The following is a 17,344-nucleotide window of genomic DNA, read 5'->3' as shown; positions in this document are numbered from 1 at the left end:
CTTTGCAATTTATCGCACTTACTTCTATCGGAATCGAAAATTTATTGGTTGATGAACTTACAGAGCTTGGCGCTACGGTGTCAAAACAAACTGTGGGTTCTGTTCGCTTTGAGGCTGACTCATTGCTAGCGCAAAAGGTGTGTTTATCAACACGCTTTGCTACGCGTGTACTTATGCTTATTGAAGAAAAAGAAGGCGTAAATGACAAAGACAGCTTGTATAAATTTGCACGCTTACAACCTTGGCAAGAGTGGTTTGGGCCTACGCAAACCTTTGCTGTTGACTTTAATGGCACAAACGACTCGCTTAAAAATACCCAGTTTTCAGGGTTAGTGATTAAAGATGCGATTGTTGATTATTTTAATGATCTGTATGAACAGCGCCCAAATGTTGATAAGCAAGATGCCAATGTGCGAGTGGTTGCACGTTTAAATCGCCATGGTGTTTCTCTTTATATTGATTACTCAGGCCCGCGTTTATCAGAGCGTGGTTACCGTCAAGGTCAAGGTAAAGCACCAATTAAAGAACATTTAGCTGCAGCGATTATTAAGCGCAGTGGCTGGCTTGAAAATGTTAATCAGCCTTTATTTGATCCATGTTGTGGTGCTGGTACTATTTTAATTGAAGCCGCTGGAATGGCGCGTAATGAAGCGCCAGGTCTATTTCGTGAAGGCTTTGCGTTTGAACGTTTACCAAGCTTTAGAGTGGCAAAATTCAAAGAACTTAAAGAGCAGCTTTTAGCGAATATTACTGTTCCTAAATTATGGCTAATTGGCCATGATTACGACGCAAATGTCCTTGATAAAGCCATTGCCAATGCGCAGCGCGCAGAACTTGATACGGTAATTAAGTTTAAACAAAGCGATGCAACTAAATTGACTGCGGTTGCTAAATTGCCGGGTGTTGTTATTTCTAACTTACCTTATGGTGAGCGAATTGGCTCTATGGCTGAGCTGGTTAACTTACATCGTAGTTTAGGTGTTGGCTTTAAAAAACACTTCAACCACTGGAAACTAGCTTTATTAGGCATGGATGAAAGCTTGTTTAAACTGCTTAAATTGGTGAAGCAAAAACGTTATAAATTTAAAAATGGTCCACTTGATGTTGAATTAAACTTGTATCAACTTGATGACAAGCAAGTGAGTCTTACCACGGATGACAAACCGGCTTTAAACTTTGAAGGCTCAATGGCTTTTGCTAATCGCTTGAAAAAGAATAAGCAAGGCTTAAAAAATTGGCTTAAGCAAAATCAAGTACATGCCTATCGCGTGTATGATGCAGATATTCCTGAATATAACGTTGCGGTTGATATTTATGGTGATTCAGCGGTTATTTTTGAATACGCAGCACCAAAAGAAATTGATGAAAAAACCTCAGAAAAACGCTTGCAAGATGTTATTAGCTTAACAGCGCAACAACTGGATATTGCACCTGAAAACATTGCGGTAAAAGTACGTAAAAAGCAAAAAGGTGAAGAACAATATACCCCGATGGCTAAGCAAAACAGAACCATGGTGGTAGAGGAGTTTGGTGCTAAGTTTAAAGTTAACTTATTTGATTACTTAGACACCGGACTATTTTTAGATCACCGTCTTGCGCGTCGTTACATTCAAGAAAATGCAAAAGATAAACGCTTTTTAAATTTGTTTGCCTACACGGGAACAGCGTCGGTTCATGCTGCATTAGGCGGTGCAAAAGCAATTACTACCGTTGATTTATCTAAAACCTACCTAAAATGGGGGCAAGATAACTTTGCGCTTAACGATATTAGCAATACGCGTTATCGGTTTGAGCAAGCCGACTGTTTAAAATGGCTAGAGCATGCACAAGGACAATACGACTTGATCTTTTTAGACCCTCCAACATTCTCTAACTCTAAGCGAATGAAAGATGCGTTTGATGTACAAAATGATCACATTAAGCTGTTAACTTGGGTTAAAAAAATATTGAGCCCATCGGGTACGCTTATATTTTCTAACAATAAACGCGGCTTTGTGATGGACGAAGTAGGGTTAATGGGCTTAGGCTTAAAAGCGGAAAATATTTCAGAAAAAACCTTATCTCCCGATTTTAAACGTAATAAAAAAATTCATAATAGCTGGTTAATTAAACATGGCTAAGTGGGTTTTATATCACACAGACGGTTGCCACTTGTGTGAGCAAGCAGAGCAACTGTTAAAGCCGTTACTTTCATCAGCTGATGAATTACAACTTATTGATATTATGAGCGATGACTCATTAATTTTAGAGTATCAAATCAGTATTCCGGTTTTAAAAAATCAACAAGGTCAGCAATTGTTTTGGCCATTTACTGCACCTCAGGCGCAGCAGTTTTTAGCGCAAGCAGAATAAGAGTAAAGATTAATTATGGATTTAATTAGAATTTCAAAAGCACAATTAGCCTACGGTACGCACCCATTATTAGATAATGCCGATGCGGTTATAGAAAGCGGTGAACGTGTGTGTATTGTAGGGCGTAACGGTGCAGGAAAATCAACGCTTCTGAAAGTCTTAGATGGCCAAGTAATACTCGATGACGGCGAAATAAACCAAGTCGGTAGTTTAAAAATATCGCGTTTAGAACAAGATCCGCCTAAAGGCGCAAGCGGCACTGTATTTGATTATGTTGCCCAAGGTATGCCTGAAATTGCTAACTTACTGATTGATTTTCATCATGTAAGTACACAATTGCAAACAGATTGTACTGATCAGTTACTCAACAAACTAGAGCGCTTATCAAATAAGTTAGAAGCAGCTGATGGCTGGCGTTTTGATAGCCGTATTCAACTGGTTTTAACCCAACTAGAATTAACCCCCGATGCAAAACTAGAATCACTTTCTGGTGGTTGGTTACGTAAAGTTGCACTTGCGCGTGCGCTAGTGAGCGAGCCTGATTTATTATTACTCGATGAGCCTACCAACCACTTAGATATGACAAGTGTAATGTGGTTAGAGCAATTTTTAAAAGAGTTTAAAGGCGGGATTGTATTTATATCGCATGACCGTGCTTTTATTCGCGCCGTTGCAACACGTATTTTAGATTTAGATCGCGGTAAACTAATTTCTTATCCAGGTGATTATGCCACTTACTTAGAACAAAAAGCGCATGATTTAAAAGTGGAAGAAACGCAAAATGCATTGTTCGATAAGCGTTTAGCGGAAGAAGAAGCGTGGATCCGCCAAGGTGTTAAAGCGCGTCGTACGCGTAACGAAGGGCGTGTTCGTGAGCTTAAACAATTACGTAATGAGCGTAAAAAGCGTGTTGATCAAGTAGGCAAAACCGATTTCAATATTGAAACGGCTGATCGTTCAGGTAAATTAGTGTTTGAAGCGAAACACTTACACCATGCATTTAAAGATAAAATCATTGCTGATGACTTCTCTACTTTGGTTATGCGTGGTGACCGTATTGGGTTAGTCGGCCCTAACGGCATTGGTAAAACAACACTATTAAAATTACTATTTGGTGATTTAAAAGCTGACAGTGGCGAAATAAAGCAAGGTGTTAATTTAGAATTTGCTTATTTTGATCAATACCGTGAAAAGCTCGATGAAGAAGCGACCGTTCAAGATAACGTAGCTGAGGGTAAGCAAGAGGTCATGATGGGCGGGCGTTCTCGCCATGTATTAGGTTATTTACAAGACTTTTTGTTCCCGCCAGCACGTGCTCGTACCCCCGTAAAAGCGCTCTCAGGTGGTGAAAAAAATAGATTACTTCTGGCTAAGTTATTCTTAAAGCCATCCAATATATTGGTTCTTGATGAGCCTACCAACGACTTAGACATAGAAACGTTAGAGTTACTAGAAGATATCATCAATCAATACCAAGGTACTGTGCTGATAGTTAGCCATGACCGTGAGTTTATTGATAATACGTGTTCGAGTGTATGGGCATTTGAAGGTAACGGCAAAGTCACTGATATAGTTGGTGGCTACAGTGATTATGAAGCGTATACCAACTATTTGGCGGAGCAGCACAAAGAGTTGCAAAAGCAGCCAGTCAAAAAAGTTGAAAAAACAGAGCCAACGCCAGTTAAAAGTAATAACAAAGCAAATAAACTCTCTTACAAATTAAAACTTGAACTAGAGCAACTACCTAATAAAATGGAACAACTTGAAGCTGAGCTTGAAAAACAACAAGAACGAGTAAGTCACGAAGACTTTTTCAAGCAAGACAGTGATGTAACAGCTAAGGAATTGAACCATTTAGCCCAACTTGAGTCTGACCTTGAAGCCGCTTTTGAGCGTTGGGAAGAACTTGAAGAATTAAAGAATCAGTAGTAAGGAATAAAATGAAATATAAATTACTCGCGGCCAGTGTTTTAGCAACACTGAGTACATCGGCATTAAGTGCTACCTATGCGTTAACGGAGTTAGGTAACTTTGAAAACGCAAAACATACTTATGTTACCGATGTGAGTGAAAACGGACATGTCATTGGGCTTGCTAATGGCTTATACAATATCCCAATTGATATTAGTTATATTGATTTTACCGATAGTTTAATTAAGAACGCTTATACTAATGAAGTAAATTCATTTGAACTAAGTGACAAAGAAATTACGTTTACACTTGATGACATCGAAAACAACGACGCTATTTATACCAATGCTGATGCGCATACTTTTATGGTTCGTTTCTTGTCAAACTTATCTGCTAACTTTGAATATCAAAAAATTAGCTCAATTGTTGCTACAAATTACAACAGTGGTGTAATTACAGAGCAATCTTTGTTTGATGTGGCTTCGGTTGATTATGATGGATTAACGCGATCGACCAGCAACTTTTATAATGCTGTTGCACAGGACGGTACGACCGTAGGTTGGGGCAGTGCACCGTTTGATAAAATCACTTTTACACCAGATGGTGAAACTGAAGAAGAAACTTGGTTTACCCGAGAGTTTATAGAACGTGGTATTTTAATTTCTGAAGGCGGTGTAGAAGTGCCGCTTGTTCCAGAATTTACTGAACATGGTGGGACGAGTAAAGCGTCTGATATTGTTGCCACTGACACGGGTTACGTTGTTGTTGGTAATGTATCAGTGAGTATCCCTACAGAGAGACAAACCTTAATTGCTGATAATTGTGATGGTCTTGATGAACCTGTAATGACGTGTATTGAATCAATTAATAGTCGTAACACACGTGGTTTATTTAATAAAACAGCGGTTAAGTGGACATTAGATAGTGCCTATAATGTAACCTCAACAGAATTGTTAGGTTTAGCGCTGACACCAAAAGAAGATGAAGACAGTAACCCATTTATTAGTAATGCATTAGCGGTTAATAAAAATGGCGTTGCGGCCGGTTTTTCTAATACCCGTTACTTTGATAGAGATTCCACAATTTTAACGATGCCAGTTTACTTTAAAGATGGTGAAGTGGTTGATTTTATTGAACAAAGAGATGACTGGCAAAGTGGTAAAGCATTTGCTATCAACGATAACGATATTGTTGTAGGTTATGCGACCAAGCGAATAGAAGGCACGCTAAGAAACAAACTTTTTTACCATGATATAAATACAAACACGACCGTGTTTCCTGAAGGTTACTTTATAAGCTCAAGCTCATATGCAAATGACATTAATAATCAAGGTTACATTGTTGGTGAAGGTGAAATTGGTGAATCTGAGAACACTCGTCGTTCAGAAGCCTTCATTTATAAAATTGGCGATGACAAGATCACTAACCTAAATAAATTGCTGCCTTGTTATGACAGTGATGGTGAAACCAGTTTCAGCTATAAAATGGTAGAAGCTAAATCGATTAATGAAAACAACGAAGTATTTGGTGTTGCAACTAAAACAGTTGAAAAACGAAATTCATTGGGCGGAGTTGTTACCGATGTAAATGGTAATATTGAGTATGAAAGTGTAGCCGTTGCGGTAAAACTTTCGCCTATCCCTAATGGTGAAGTTGAGAATTGTAAAGCCCCAGATGCTGAATTTTACGAACGCAGTTCTGCGAGCTTTTCTTGGTTTGGTTTATTATTACTACCACTTGTTGGTTTAAGACGTGTATTTAGATTTTAAATGAGCTTAAATCGTTAAACAGAACGACTAAAAAACCCAACTTGTTAAGTTGGGTTTTTTTTGTCTATAGTAATGTAAGCATTTAAAGGAAGAGAGGCTAATTATTTCTCATTCCCCATGCCCGCCTTACAGAGCGGCGCCAAATTAGATCTATTCCAAAGTAGCCAATGACACTGGCGATAGAGGCGCATACCAAAGAACCGACTAAGAATGCAGGGCCAATTGTCGTTAAGCTTTCTATAAACCATGCCCAACTGGCTTCGAACGCAAAGTGTTGTTCTGGTTGATTAAGTACTAATGTACCAACAAGGTAGGAGCCGTAAAAAATTGGCGGCATAGTCAGTGGATTAGTGATCCAAACTAGCGCAACAGAAATGGGTAAATTAACTCTCAAAATTATCGCTGCGGCAGCCGCGAGCACCATTTGAAAAGGAACAGGGATGAAAGCAAAAAAGAGCCCAACAGCAAAAGCACCTCGTGCCGAACGTCTATTTAAATGCCAAAGGTTAGCATCATGTAAAAGACGGCCAAATATTCTTAGCGATTTGTGATGTCTAATTTTATTTGGATCGGGTAAAAACCGTTGGATCGTTTTTTTAGCCATTTAAAGCAACCATTTACTTCTGTGTGGATGAGTCTTGGGTTTGTTATCGGAGTTGTTGTTACCGTATTTTATTACCAAACCCTTGAATTTACAGTTATCACAATTTCAATCCTCATTGTGAGCACGTATTTTAAGCCGTTTTTAACTGTATTGTTAGGCTTTATTTTCGGTATTTGCTGTGTAGCAGCACATTTTATCTTGTTTTATTCATTTGAATTACCTAATCAGCACGAAAAATACGCATATTCTGTCAATGTTGTTGTCGAAGAGGTCATTTCTTCAACCCCTCCACAATACGTAAAAGTGAAAATAACCCGTTTGGAAGATAGCGAATATAGTCAGTTTAGAGCACCTAATGCCTTATTAAGTATTAATTCAACACAACCTATTCAGCCAGGTGATGCTTTTACTGCTCAAGTTAGGTTAAAAAATTTTAGGGGGATTAAAAATTTTACTGTGTTCGACAGTCAACTCTATGCCTTTACACAAAAAATAGCGTTTAAAGGTACAGTATTAAATAAGCAGTTAGCGATTTACAACCGTCCACAAAATAATCATATCGCGGCTTACCGGACTTATGTCAAAAAGCTCGTAAGTAGTGCTGAACTTAATTGGCTATATTATGTGCTCTTAACTGGAGACAAGTCGTTAATGACCTTTGAGCATAAACAATTAATGCAAAGTCTTGGGTTAAGTCATTTACTGGCTATTTCTGGATTGCATATCTCTTTGGTTTTCGGCTTTTGTTATTTTGCAGTGCGCTGTTTACTTAAGTTGATTAAGCCTGAACTAAATCAATCATTAAATATTGCTATTTTTTATAGCGCTGCTGGCTTTGTTGCCGCTTTTATTTATGTTTACTTGAGTGATTTCATTATTTCGGCAACCCGCGCCTTAATTATGTTGGGTTGTTATTTGTTGCTTTATTATTTAGCGAAGCAAGCGCTTAGATGGCGAAGTATTTTATATGCGTTGGTTATTATTCTAGCGGTTAATCCATTTAGTTTGCTTAATCCTGGCCTGTATTTTTCCTTTTTAGCGGTATGTATTATTTTTATGGTTTTAAAACAGTTTCCGCTGCGAGGTCATTCATTGTTAGCCAATATTCGCACTCTTTTTATTATTCAACTGGGATTATTTATTGGCTTATTACCGCTGTCATTATACTTTTTTAATGGCGTGAGTTTAGCAGGTTTAGTTTTAAATCTTGTCGCTATTCCCATTTTATCTTTTGTATTAATGCCTGCTTTATTTTTAAGTGTGTTGCTGGGGTTATTAACCGACTGGCATGCGTTTATTGTGTTGTATGATTTTCCACTGACCTATATTTATCAAATGTTGCTGGCAATACCGCAGCACATACGTTGGCTTAATGTTGGTCAGGTAAGTATAACCACTGTGGTGCTGCTTTATAGTGTCGTTCCTTTACTTTATTTTATTGAGCTTCGCGTACTGGCGTGTATTCCGCTTTTGACTTTACTGTCTAATTATTATTTTACGCAATCTAGTCTTTGGCAGTTGAACGTATTTGATGTAGGCCATGGCCTAATGGTACTGATAAAAAAAGACAAACATGCGTTTATTTATGATTTTGGCCCGAGTTACTTTAATCGCTTTAGTCGTGTGCCTAGTGTATTACTACCCTATATTGACGCCCATAATCTAACGGTAAGTACCGCGATTGTCAGTCATCAAGATAACGATCATGCCGGAGGTGTTGCGCATTTTAAAGCGGCCGGTTATGCATGGAGTTTTGATTATTTTCATCCAAATGGTGTATATAACGACTGTATAGCAACAACACGCGATTTTCATGGGTTGAGTATTAAAACCTTTACTAAAGAGGAATTTAATAATAGTAATGATAATTCCTGTATCGTTAAAATCTCAGCTGCAAACTATAGTGTGCTACTTACCGGTGACATATCAAAGACGCGAGAGTCTCAATTAATTAAAAAGGAAGATGATTTACAAAGTACCGTTTTGATAAGCCCACACCACGGCAGTGACAGCTCCTCGAGTGACGAGTTTATTAAGGCAGTAAACCCAACGATTGTGATTCATTCAAGTGCCTATCAAGGTCAGTGGCAATTTCCAAGTAAAGCGGTAGTTGAGCGTTACAATAAAATAAACGCCAAACAATATAGCACCGGTGATGTAGGACAAGTTAGAGTTGATTTTTATGCTAAGCACCTTGAGCTTACTACAGCGAGGGCGCAGGAAAGTTATTGGTTTATCAAAGATTGACGTTTTGTTTTGCTGTTGCTAAGGATACAATAGAGGCTGTCAGTGGTTTTAGAGAGTGTTATGGATCAAAGTACTACACAAATTTATAAACGGCTTGTTTCTTACGTTGGTGCCTATAAGTCGGTTGCCATCGTCGCAATTATTGGAATGATAGGTTATTCAGGTATGGATGCATTATTTATCCAACTGATGAAGCCGTTTATCGATGAAGGTTTAAATGAGCGTAATAGTCAGGTACTTACTTATGCGCCATTTGTGGTTATTGCGTTGGTGATCGGGCGTGGCGTATTTAATTTTATGTCATCGTACTGTTTAAGCTATGTTGGTTCGCAGGTAGTGCGTGCGCTTCGCCAAGAACTATTTGAGCATATATTACATTTGCCAGTATCGTTTCATGATAAAAACTCGACTGGCGACCTTATTTCAAAAATTACCTTTGATACAGAGCAAGTACAGCAAGCGATTACCAAAGCATTGCTTATTGTAGTTCGTGAAGGCGCTTTTGTGGTGTTTTTACTTGCAGTTATGTTTTATACCAGCTGGCAATTATCGTTAATCTTTTTAGTTATTATTCCATTAGTGGCTATTATAGTGGCGGTGGTATCTAAACGTTTTCGTCATATATCTAAAAATATTCAGTCTGCGATGGGGCAAGTTACCCGCAGCTCAGAGCAAATGCTCAGTGGTCACAAAGTGATCCACGGCTTTGGTGGTCAAACTCAAGAAATCGATCAATTTTCTAAAATTAATAATCATAATCGCCAGCAACGTATCAAAATGGATGCGACTAAGGCGTTAAGTGTCTCTATCATTCAAATTTTAGCCGCCAGTGCAATGGCCGTTATTTTATGGGTGGTGTCTATGCCCTCAATGATAGACAGTATTAGCTCTGGGGATTTTGTAGTGCTCATTTCTTCGATGATGATGTTACTACGCCCGTTAAAACAGCTTGCCAATGTGAACAGCGATTTACAACGCGGTATTTCAGCTGCGCAGAGTGTATTTTTAGTGCTAGATGAAGAAATAGAAAAAGACACGGGCACCTTATCGGTTGATAAAGTTAAAGGTCATATTGAGGTAAAAAATGTCACCTTTAAATACCCAACCAAAGACGAGCCGGTATTAAATAATTTGTCTATGACTATTAAAGCGGGCGAGAGCATTGCGCTTGTTGGCCGCTCAGGCTCGGGTAAATCCACCATATCAAACTTATTACCTCGCTATTATGATTTAGAAGCGCCCAGTGAAATATTACTGGATGGTATTGCTTTAAATGAATATAAGCTCACCGATTTACGTCGTCAATTTGCTTTAGTATCGCAGCAAGTGGTGCTTTTTAATGACACGATTGCAAATAATATTTGTTATGGCCTCCAACGCGATGTATCGATGGAAGAGCTTCATGCTGTGGCTAAACAAGCTCATGTGTGGGAGTTTGTTAAAGATTTACCGGAGCAACTTAACACTATGGTTGGTGAAAATGGGGTGATGCTTTCAGGTGGTCAGCGTCAACGTATCGCGATTGCTCGCGCAATATTAAAAGATGCACCAATTTTAATTTTAGATGAAGCGACCTCGGCGCTGGATACTGAATCAGAAAAACTCATTCAACATGCCCTCGATACATTAATGAAAGACAAAACGTCTATTGTAATTGCGCATAGGTTATCGACTATTGAAAATAGTGACCGCATTTATGTAATAGACAGTGGTCAAGTTATTGAAAGTGGTACCCATACAGATTTACTTGCTAACGATGGCACTTATTCTGCGTTATGCAAAATGCAGTTTGGTGAGCAAGGGTGAGTAAAATAGAGCAAAGCTGGTATAAACCTTTTAGCTTAATTACGTTATTGCTATTACCACTGTCCGCTATTTTTGGCTGTATTTCTTTGCTGCGTAGATATTGCTATAAGTTTGGCATTTTTAAATCGTTTATCAGCAAAACACCGGTTATTGTGGTTGGTAATATAAGCGTTGGCGGTAATGGTAAAACCCCATTTGTATTATGGCTGCATGATCACTTAATCGCCCAAGGTTTATCCGTTGGTTTAATTAGTCGAGGTTACGGCGGGCAAGCAACTCATTACCCGTTATTGGTTACTGCACAAACGACTACACGAGAGGCTGGTGATGAGCCGGTGCTTTTATTTAACCGTTTACAGTGCCCATTAGTGGTTGGCCCTAATAGGCAACACAATATAGAAAAGCTCAACGCAAACTTTAAGCTTGATGTGATCATTTCTGATGATGGCATGCAGCATTACAAAATGGCACGCAGCATAGAATGTTGTATTGTTGATAGCGAAAGAAAATTTGGTAATGGTTTGCTAATGCCCGCAGGGCCACTGCGCGAAACCGTCTCTCGATTAAAGAGCGTAGACGTAGTAATTGAAAATGGCTCTGAGGGTGAGTTTAGTTATCGCTTGCAGCCATCGGTTATTAAACGCGTTGCCGATAACACGGATATAACGACGCCTTTAAAGGCTGCGCATGCGGTGAGTGCTATTGGTAACCCAGGTCGTTTTGAGGCTTCACTGCAAGCACAAGGTATTAAATTACTGTCTACACATCATTTTCGCGATCATTATGCTTATAGCGCTGATGATTTCGCTCAATTTGGCGATGACTGTGTATTAATGACAGAAAAAGATGCGGTTAAATGCCGTGATTTTGCAAAGCCTAATTGGTATTACCTGCCTGTTGATGCTCAACCAACAGCGGCGGTAATAAACACATTAAATTTACTATTAAAAGAAAAAGGGATCCATCATGGCCTTTGATACGAAGTTACTCGAAATTATTGCTTGCCCCGTGTGTAAAGGTAAGTTGCGCTTTGATAAAGAAAACCAAGAGCTGATAAGTACAGCTGCAAAGCTTGCTTATCCTGTACGCGATGATATTCCAGTATTACTTGAAAATGAAGCCCGAGAATTGTCTCTTGAAGAGGTAGAAAAGTGGAATTCGTAGTAGTTATTCCTGCGCGTTACGCTTCTACTCGTTTGCCAGGTAAGCCACTTGCTGATATTTGTGGCAAGCCAATGATCCAACATGTCTATGAAAAAGCGTGTTTGTCGGGAGCGAGTAAAGTGGTTATTGCCACCGATCATCAAAAAGTATTTGATGCGGCTAAACACTTTACCAATGATGTATTGATGACTCGAGAGGATCATCAATCAGGGACTGAACGGTTAGCAGAAGTCGTTGATTTACTAAATTTATCAGAAGATACTATCGTAGTTAATGTGCAGGGCGATGAACCATTATTATCCCCTGATAACGTGTCACAAGTGGCTACATTATTAGCGCAATCAACCGCGCCTATGGCAACCCTAAGTGTTGCCATTGAAGAGCGTGATGAGGTGTTTAACCCTAACGCGGTTAAAGTGGTCAGCGATATTAATAAAAATGCTTTGTACTTTTCAAGAGCCAGCATTCCATTTGATAGAAGTGCTATGATGGCAGAGCAGCAACCACTTAATTTAGCGCCTTTTCAACGCCATGTGGGTATTTACGCGTATCGCGCAGGGTTTATAAAGCAATATATTCAATTATCGGTATCACCATTAGAAGTTTTAGAATCACTAGAGCAGCTAAGGGTGCTTTACCATGGCTATGCGATTAAAATAGAGCAAACGCTGGTGACCCCTCATGCTGGGGTTGATACACCAGAGGATTTAGCTAAAGTCGTTGCGCATATTCAAAGTAAAGCGCGTGAATAAAGCAGATACGCCTGTGTTAAAGGTGCAATACACGCACGATGATTTTTATATTATAACTAAACCTGCAGGGCTTAATTTTCATTCAGAAGAAAGCCCTGGTTTTGTGTTTCTTGCTGAGCAACAACTAAACGAAAAATTGTTTGCGGTTCATCGTCTAGACAAAGTGACTTCAGGGCTGATCATATTAGCGCGGCATAAAGACGCTGCGGCAAAGTTTACCCAGATGTTTACTGAGCATACTATTAATAAATTTTATTTAGCTGTAAGTGATTCTAAGCCTAAAAAAAAGCAAGGCTGGGTTAAAGGTGATATGGCTAAGTCTCGCCGTGGCACGTATAAATTATTAAACTCACAGAGTAACCCCGCTATTACACGTTTTTATTCGTTTAGCTTTAAAAGCGGTTTTAGAGCTTACCTATTAAAACCCTATTCGGGAAAAACCCATCAGCTTAGGGTGGCATTAAAGAGTATAGGTGCCGCTATATTAGGCGATGCTAGTTATTCTGGGAGTGCCGCTGATCGCACCTATTTGCATGCATTTGCGTTGGACTTTGAGTGGGCTGGGGAACAAATACAACACACTCTGTTGCCAGAGTGTGGAGTGGAATATGCGCAATTAATTAAACATCAAGATTTTGATTCTTGGCAAACGCCTTGGAAATTGGATTGGTAAATGAGTGAACAAGTAACTGATATCCGCTTTGGTGGTATTAAACGACTATATGGTCAACAGCAATTTGAATGGTTACAACAGGCACATTTCTGTGTTGTTGGTATAGGTGGCGTAGGCAGCTGGACTGCAGAAGCATTAGCGCGCACCGGCGTGGGCAAAATTACTCTAATAGATTTAGATGATATATGCGCAACCAATGTTAATCGTCAAATTCATGCGTTAACAGGCACTATTGGGGAAGCAAAAGTGGACGCCATGAAGGCACGCTGCGAGCTTATCAACCCTGAGTGTATAGTTAATGTTATTGATGACTTTATTACCCTTGATAATATTCAAGAACATATTCAAGGTTTTGATTATTTAATAGATTGTATAGATGCTGTAAAAGAAAAAGCGGCGTTAATCGCGCACTGTAAGCGTAATAAAATGCCTATAATTACCACGGGCGGTGCAGGTGGGCAAACTGATCCAAGTCAAATTACATTTGGAGATGTGGCAAAAACGACTCAAGATCCATTGCTTGCAAAGGTGCGCTATATTTTGCGTAAGCAGTATAATTTCAGCTCTAATCCAAAACGTAAATTTAATATTGACTGTGTGTATTCAACAGAGCAGCTTGTTTATCCTGGCAGTGATGGCAGTGTGTGCCATGCGAAACAAAATGCAGATGGCAGTATGAATATGGATTGTAATAATGGCTTTGGCTCAGTGACGATGATCACCGGTAGTTTTGGTTTTTTTGTTGCCGCTAAAGCGGTTCGAAAATACTTAGACAAGCGTGCGCGTCTAAATACTTAGATAAAGTGTTTTGGTTTAATAGTATTTAAAAAGCGCTTAAAGCGCTTTTTGTTTGGCCATGGTTTGTATTGTTTCAACCATGGCTTTTACTCCATTACCCCTTGACGCACTCAAATGACTGATTAAGCCAAGCTTTTCAAATTCATCATAAGCATTTACTGCTAACACTTCTTCGGGTGTTAAACCGTTATACAGGGCTAAAATTAACGCTAATAATCCTTTTACTATGCGAGTATCAGAGTCTCCAATTACAACCAGTGCATTCTCGGTTAGGTCAAACTCGACAAACATCCATACTTTACTCTCACAGCCTGGCACTAACGCATCATCTGTTTTTAATATATTGGCTAAAGGTGGCAGCGTTTTACCGAGTAACATAATTTCACGGTACTTTTGTTGCCAGCTACTACTGCTTTGAATACTTTTAGTTACGAGTTGATATGTGTGTGTCATTATTTATCCAAATTAGTCTAATAAAGCAATGCATTCTTTGAGTGCGGCAATAAATTGGTCTACATCTTTAGTCGTATTATAAAAAGCAAAACTCGCTCTCAGTGAGCCATTTAGGTCTAAATGACTCATTAAAGGTTGGGTACAATGATGACCACTTCGTACAGCAACACCATAGCCGTCAAGTAAAGTTGACAGATCATAAGGATGTTCATTTTTATAATTAAAGCAAAGTGTGCCAATATTCGATTTGAGATTGCTGTAGATAATAATACCGTCTATTTTGCTCAATGCGTTCGCTGCATAAATAAACAACTGCTGTTCATAGTGCTGTAATGTTTGCAGATCAAGCGCCATTAAATACTCAAGTGCAGCGCCAAAACCTAAAACGCCGGCTATATTTGGCGTTCCTGCTTCAAATTTAGCAGGAGCGTCACGATAAGTACTGTGCGTTAAGGTTACTTTCTCAATCATTTCACCGCCTGTTTGATAAGGCGATAGTGCATTTAGGGTTGTATAACGGCCATATAAACCGCCTAGCCCTGTTGGCCCCACCATTTTATGAGCAGAAAACACGTAAAAATCACAATCGAGCTTTTTTAAATCCGGTCTTAAATGCAGCGCCCCTTGTGCGCCATCCACTAAGGTTAGCGCACCTACCGCCTTCGCTGAGGCTATTAAGGGGGCTAAATCAGTAATATTGCCTAGTGCATTAGAGGCGTGAGTAATAGCCAGTAGTGCAGGGTTGGTGCGCTTAATCACTTCACAACACTGTGCTATATCAAATGTAGCATCTGCGTTAAGTGGTAAAGTTTTTAATGTTGCCCCGGTTTGCGCTGCCAGTTCTTGCCACGGCACGATATTAGCGTGGTGTTCGATTGGGCTAATTAAAATAGTGTCAGCAGCTGTTAATGTATTTCTTAAACCATGAGCAACTAAGTTAATCGCTTCAGTGGCACCTTTGGTCCAGACAATTTCGCTACTGGTTACCTGAAAATAATCGGCAACGCGTTGACGTACTTGCTCATAAGCCGCTGTAGCTTGCTCACTCAGCGTATGACGTCCGCGATGAACATTTGCATTCTGTAAGGTGTAAAACTCTGTGGTAGCGTCAATCACGCATTGTGGTTTTTGTGTTGTTGCTGCTGAGTCTAAATAAACCAAAGGGTAGCCATTGATTGTCTGATTTAGAGTAGGAAAGTCATTACGGATTTTTTTAGGATCAAACGAGGACACAGACATAGGCTCATAAAGTTAATCAAGTGGGCAGGAATTGTAATCTGTTTAAGATAATTCTCAAGTAACATGTAATAAAAAAGGCCGCAGAGGCGGCCTTTTAAACTAACTTAATGCTTAGCGCTTGTCAGTTGCTTTATAATCACGGTGTGTTTCACCTGTGTAAAGCTGACGTGGACGGCTGATCTTGTGGCCAGGTTGAGAAAGCATCTCGTCCCAGTGTGAGATCCAACCTACAGTACGTGCCATTGCAAAGATTACAGTGAACATGCTGGTAGGGATGCCGATTGCTTTTAAGATAATACCTGAGTAGAAATCTACATTAGGGTAAAGTTTCTTCTCAACAAAGTACGGGTCTTCAAGTGCAATTTGCTCTAGTTTCATTGCGATATCAAGTAATGGATCTTGAATGTTTAGCTCTGCTAACACTTCATGACATGTTTGACGCATTACTGTTGCACGAGGATCGAAGTTTTTGTAAACACGGTGTCCAAAGCCCATAAGACGGAACGGGTCCGCTTTATCTTTTGCTTTTGCTACGTATTCGTCAATGCGATCAACTGAGCCAATTTCTTCTAACATGTTTAAACATGCTTCGTTAGCACCGCCGTGAGCAGGGCCCCAAAGTGATGCAATACCAGCAGCAATACATGCATAAGGGTTAGCACCAGAAGAACCTGCTAAACGTACTGTAGACGTTGATGCATTTTGCTCATGGTCAGCATGAAGCATGAAGATTTTATCCATTGCTTTAGCTGTGACAGGGTTTACTTTGTATTCTTCAGCAGGCACAGAGAACATCATGTGTAAGAAGTTTTCTGCATAGCTTAAGTCATTGCGTGGGTATACAAATGGTTGACCGATGTTTGTTTTGTACGCCATTGCTGCAATTGTTGGTAACTTAGCAACTAATTTAATAGCGCTTGTTTTACGTTGAACTGCATCAGTGATATCCAGATCTTCATGGTAGAAAGAAGATAAAGCACCAACCACACCACATAGCATCGCCATAGGGTGAGCGTCAAAACGGAAACCTTGGAAGAAGTTTGCGATTTTTTCATCTAGCATAGTGCTACGAGTGATTTTTGTAGCGAAATCATCGTATTGCTCTTTAGTTGGTAACTCACCATTTAATAGTAAGTAGCATAACTCAACGTAGTTAGAGCTTTCTGCTAACTGTTCGATTGGGTAACCACGGTGTAATAAAACACCCTTGCCACCATCGATGTAAGTGATGGTAGATTCACAAGAACCAGTCGACATGAAACCTGGGTCATAAGTAAAGTGACCATGTGAGCCGAGTGTACGTACGTCAATTACATCTTGGCCAGCAGTACCTTGATAAATTGGAAGTTCGATTGGATCTAGCCCATCAATATGGACTGTGGCTTTCTTATCTGCCATCTATGTATCTCCTATTAAGATAACTATTCTGATTTTTATATTCTAAAATCTATTCTAAGCACATCTTTACATTTTAACGTGAAAGAGGGGTATAAAGTCAATTTTTATAAGTATTATGCACATATGTATAATAAATATTCGGTATAGATTGAATATTATACCATTGGCTAATTCGCAA

15 protein-coding genes are annotated in these 17,344 nt (G+C 39.4%); 11 read left to right on the top strand and 4 right to left on the bottom strand.

Annotated elements, in window-relative coordinates; translation table 11 throughout:
- Positions 1 to 2: 2 nt before the first annotated feature.
- From rlmKL to PSM_RS08020, 4 genes are read left to right on the top strand one after another with little or no spacing between them, the layout of a single operon-like run.
- Positions 3 to 2,120, top strand: coding sequence for a bifunctional 23S rRNA (guanine(2069)-N(7))-methyltransferase RlmK/23S rRNA (guanine(2445)-N(2))-methyltransferase RlmL (gene rlmKL, locus PSM_RS08035; RefSeq protein WP_013465027.1), 2,118 nt, complete (start codon positions 3 to 5; stop codon positions 2,118 to 2,120).
- Positions 2,113 to 2,352 (top strand): glutaredoxin family protein, encoded by a 240-nt coding sequence (locus tag PSM_RS08030; protein WP_016900376.1) that lies wholly within the window; start codon positions 2,113 to 2,115, stop codon positions 2,350 to 2,352. The genes rlmKL and PSM_RS08030 overlap by 8 nt, the downstream gene beginning before the upstream one ends.
- A 15-nt stretch (positions 2,353 to 2,367) precedes the next feature.
- Positions 2,368 to 4,281: an ATP-binding cassette ATPase Uup gene (gene uup, locus PSM_RS08025; protein WP_013465025.1), complete on the top strand. Its 1,914-nt coding sequence runs from the start codon at positions 2,368 to 2,370 to the stop codon at positions 4,279 to 4,281.
- 11 nt (positions 4,282 to 4,292) lie between these two features.
- Positions 4,293 to 6,032, top strand: a complete 1,740-nt coding sequence (locus tag PSM_RS08020) for a DUF3466 family protein (RefSeq protein ID WP_013465024.1) — start codon at positions 4,293 to 4,295, stop codon at positions 6,030 to 6,032.
- 97 nt (positions 6,033 to 6,129) lie between these two features.
- On the opposite strand, the gene PSM_RS08015 is transcribed toward PSM_RS08020, so the two are convergent.
- Positions 6,130 to 6,636, bottom strand: a complete 507-nt coding sequence (locus tag PSM_RS08015; RefSeq protein ID WP_013465022.1) for a DUF2062 domain-containing protein — start codon at positions 6,634 to 6,636, stop codon at positions 6,130 to 6,132.
- On the opposite strand from PSM_RS08015, the gene PSM_RS08010 reads away from it, so the two are divergent.
- Genes PSM_RS08010 through tcdA form a run of 7 tightly spaced genes read left to right on the top strand, consistent with a single transcriptional unit; the run spans position 6,616 to position 14,076 of the window.
- Complete coding sequence (locus PSM_RS08010) at positions 6,616 to 8,883, top strand: DNA internalization-related competence protein ComEC/Rec2 (protein ID WP_013465023.1); 2,268 nt, start codon at positions 6,616 to 6,618, stop codon at positions 8,881 to 8,883. The genes PSM_RS08015 and PSM_RS08010 overlap by 21 nt on opposite strands.
- A 60-nt stretch (positions 8,884 to 8,943) precedes the next feature.
- Positions 8,944 to 10,689, top strand: a complete 1,746-nt coding sequence (gene msbA / locus PSM_RS08005; RefSeq protein ID WP_013465021.1) for a lipid A export permease/ATP-binding protein MsbA — start codon at positions 8,944 to 8,946, stop codon at positions 10,687 to 10,689.
- Positions 10,686 to 11,666 carry a tetraacyldisaccharide 4'-kinase gene (lpxK, locus tag PSM_RS08000; protein WP_013465020.1) on the top strand — a complete coding sequence of 327 codons (981 nt, stop codon included), beginning with the start codon at positions 10,686 to 10,688 and terminating at the stop codon, positions 11,664 to 11,666. Before msbA ends, lpxK begins: the two co-directional genes overlap by 4 nt.
- Entirely contained in the window at positions 11,656 to 11,853 is a 198-nt protein-coding gene (locus PSM_RS07995; RefSeq protein ID WP_008112074.1) for a Trm112 family protein, read from the top strand. Before lpxK ends, PSM_RS07995 begins: the two co-directional genes overlap by 11 nt.
- Complete coding sequence (kdsB, locus tag PSM_RS07990; RefSeq protein WP_013465019.1) at positions 11,841 to 12,605, top strand: 3-deoxy-manno-octulosonate cytidylyltransferase; 765 nt, start codon at positions 11,841 to 11,843, stop codon at positions 12,603 to 12,605. The genes PSM_RS07995 and kdsB overlap by 13 nt, the downstream gene beginning before the upstream one ends.
- On the top strand, positions 12,598 to 13,278 hold the full coding sequence (locus PSM_RS07985; RefSeq protein ID WP_016900375.1) for a TIGR01621 family pseudouridine synthase: 681 nt from the start codon (positions 12,598 to 12,600) through the stop codon (positions 13,276 to 13,278). The genes kdsB and PSM_RS07985 overlap by 8 nt, the downstream gene beginning before the upstream one ends.
- Positions 13,279 to 14,076, top strand: coding sequence for a tRNA cyclic N6-threonylcarbamoyladenosine(37) synthase TcdA (gene tcdA / locus PSM_RS07980; protein WP_013465017.1), 798 nt, complete (start codon positions 13,279 to 13,281; stop codon positions 14,074 to 14,076).
- 36 nt (positions 14,077 to 14,112) lie between these two features.
- On the opposite strand, the gene PSM_RS07975 is transcribed toward tcdA, so the two are convergent.
- The 3 genes from PSM_RS07975 to PSM_RS07965 all read right to left on the bottom strand — a co-directional run bounded on the left by PSM_RS07975 (position 14,113) and on the right by PSM_RS07965 (position 17,166).
- Complete coding sequence (locus PSM_RS07975) at positions 14,113 to 14,529, bottom strand: SufE family protein (protein WP_013465016.1); 417 nt, start codon at positions 14,527 to 14,529, stop codon at positions 14,113 to 14,115.
- A gap of 12 nt (positions 14,530 to 14,541) precedes the next feature.
- Positions 14,542 to 15,768 carry an aminotransferase class V-fold PLP-dependent enzyme gene (locus tag PSM_RS07970; RefSeq protein ID WP_013465015.1) on the bottom strand — a complete coding sequence of 409 codons (1,227 nt, stop codon included), beginning with the start codon at positions 15,766 to 15,768 and terminating at the stop codon, positions 14,542 to 14,544.
- Positions 15,769 to 15,879: 111 nt separating this feature from the next.
- On the bottom strand, positions 15,880 to 17,166 hold the full coding sequence (locus tag PSM_RS07965; protein WP_013465014.1) for a citrate synthase: 1,287 nt from the start codon (positions 17,164 to 17,166) through the stop codon (positions 15,880 to 15,882).
- Positions 17,167 to 17,344 lie beyond the last annotated feature (178 nt).

Origin of the sequence: Pseudoalteromonas sp. SM9913 (assembly GCF_000184065.1) — a bacterium.
In the GTDB taxonomy this organism is placed as follows: Bacteria; Pseudomonadota; Gammaproteobacteria; order Enterobacterales; family Alteromonadaceae; genus Pseudoalteromonas; species Pseudoalteromonas tetraodonis.
Note: the sequence above shows the minus strand (reverse complement) of the source record. Positions and strands in the feature narration are given on the sequence as shown.